Origin of the sequence: Arthrobacter sp. HMWF013 (assembly GCF_003061105.1) — a bacterium.
Taxonomy (GTDB): Bacteria; Actinomycetota; Actinomycetes; order Actinomycetales; family Micrococcaceae; genus Arthrobacter.
On the sequence record NZ_QAIQ01000195.1, the window covers coordinates 1 to 2,142 of the forward strand.

Here is a 2,142-nt window from a genome sequence, read left to right on the forward strand (position 1 = left end):
GGTCCTCGCCGCAAACGGCGCTTTATGCGGCTCAATGAAGTTGGCGATATTCAGTCCGGCCGCCGCGTCCGCCACCGCGCCACCATCCCCGGCAGCGAAGCCCCGGTCAGCCGCGCCGGCCAGGATGCCCAGGCTGAGCAGCTTGGCGGACAGGCACAGGACGACGGCGGCTGGCAGGGCAGACCAGAGGAGCAGCCGCCGCCGGACAGGCGTCCGCTCCCCCGCGTCGGGTGTGGCGCGCTGCGTCATCTCAGCGCCCCCTCTTGGGGCCGGAGTTGGCGCCACTGGCGTACCAGCAGGAACATCTCGCGCAGGCCCAGCAGGAACGCTGCCACGGCGAAGATCCAATAGAGTTCCGTCCTGCCGGCCAGGCTTTGGTTGTCCGCCGCGCGCTGCAGCTCCCCGGGGCGGGCCTGCTGCATCATGGGCGCTACCGGATCCCCGGCGGAGCGGTGTACGTAGGGAACGCCCAGGTCAGCTGATATCCCGCGCAGCCGCCCTTCATCGATGACTGACAGGGCGTCCTTCCCGGCTCCCGAGGTGCGGTCCTGGATGTAGCCGTTGCCTTCCCCATCGCCGGACGGATCTTGGCCTGGTTCCTTCATCCTGCCGCCCTCCTGCGTGCCGTAGCCAAGTACCGCCCCTCCGTCGATCAGGCCGCCGTCGACTTTCAGCGCCACCGGTGCCGTTGCGCTGGTCTGTTCACCATCGCCCAGGTAGTAGACCAGCCGGGGCCGCTCCGGATGGCTTTTCCGTGCTGCGGCCAGGCGTTCGGCCAGCAGTTTTCCGGCGATGGTGACGCTGCTTCCCTTGGAGTAGGCGGTAACCTGCGGCTCGAGGACCGAAACGGTGGTCTCAAGGGCCGTGGTATCGGCGGTGAGGGGCATCCGCACCACGGCGTTGCTGTCGAACGTCAGGACGGAAAAGCGGGCTCCCGGCAGTTCCGCGGCAATCGCCATCATGTCCTGTCGGACCCCCTCAAGCCGGGGCGCGCGGTTGCCGTAGTCTTCGGCCGCAACGCTGGTAGTGGTGTCCACGACGAAGAAGACATTGAGGTCCGTAGAGGCCCCCTGGGCGCTGCCGCCAGGGATACCGGGACGAAGCGCCGCGGCAACCAGGAGCAGGACCAACGCGCTCCGGAACAGCCATTCGCGCACCTGACCGGAGGAGGGGTTGCCGGCCGGGCGGACCACCCGCCAGGCCGGAAAGAGCACCGCAACAGCGGCTATCGCAGCCAGGAGCCACCACGGCAGGATGGGTTGCAGCGTCATGGCCTCAGCCTCCAGGACGCGCCCACCAGCACCAGCCCGGACAGGAGTGCCACGGCGAGGGGCAGCTCGGGCCGGTCCGAGACCACGGCGCGGGGTGCACCCTGCAGCGCCGCTGCTTCTGTCTCCTGTACCGTCCGCACGATGCCCGCAACGGCCTCGGGGCTCTCCAGCGCGTAGTAGGCGCCGCCACCGGCTTCGGCCACCGCCCGGAGCCGGGCCCCGGGCTGGCCCGGCCCGGTTCCATAATCCAGGTCGCCGGGATTCAGTGCGTACACCCGGACACCGCGTTCGGTGGCCAGGGCAGCCGCCTGCTCCAAGGTAAAAATGGGATCGCCGGAAAGGTAGTTATCCGTCGCGAAAACAACGGACCGGGACCGCTTCGGGCCGGAGCTTGTGCTGGTCTGCGGGCCGGACGGAGTTCCGGGCTTTGCAGCCGGGAAGCCGTTGACGCAGGCGGCCAGGCCGTCGCCGATCAGCGAGGAACCGCGCCCGCCCCAGGTACCGTCCAGGAAGCCGGAACTGCCGGGTTTCCCTTCGAAGGCATCGCGGGCGAGGGTGAGCTGTTCCTGCACGTAGCCGTAGTCGTCGGTCAGGGGAAAGACCTGGACGGCGGTGCTGTCAAAGACCGTGAGGCCGATCCGCTCGCCGTCGAACTCCTTCGCCAGGCGGGCAAAAACGTCCACCACGGCTGCGTCGGCGCTGCTCATCGAGCCGGAGGTGTCCAGGCATAGCATGATGTCCCGGTTGTGCTGCTCCGGACGGCTGGTGGTCAGTTCCACGGGGCGCGCCGCCGCGGCCACGGCGGACAGCATCAGGGCTGCTCCTGCGAGCGCCACGGCAGCAAGCCACCGGCGGTGGCTTGCTGCCGTGG

General features: G+C 69.2%; 2 protein-coding genes and 1 pseudogene. All 3 read right to left on the minus strand.

The features are described 5' to 3' along the window. Positions 1 to 249, minus strand: a pseudogene (locus DBR22_RS08460) (hypothetical protein); the annotation flags it as partial. Then, entirely contained in the window at positions 246 to 1,271 is a 1,026-nt protein-coding gene (locus tag DBR22_RS08465; RefSeq protein WP_108598655.1) for a vWA domain-containing protein, read from the minus strand. The gene DBR22_RS08465 and the pseudogene DBR22_RS08460, both read right to left, overlap by 4 nt. Next, on the minus strand, positions 1,268 to 2,142 hold an 875-nt coding region (locus DBR22_RS08470; RefSeq protein WP_108598656.1), incomplete at its 5' end, for a vWA domain-containing protein. The genes DBR22_RS08470 and DBR22_RS08465, both read right to left, overlap by 4 nt.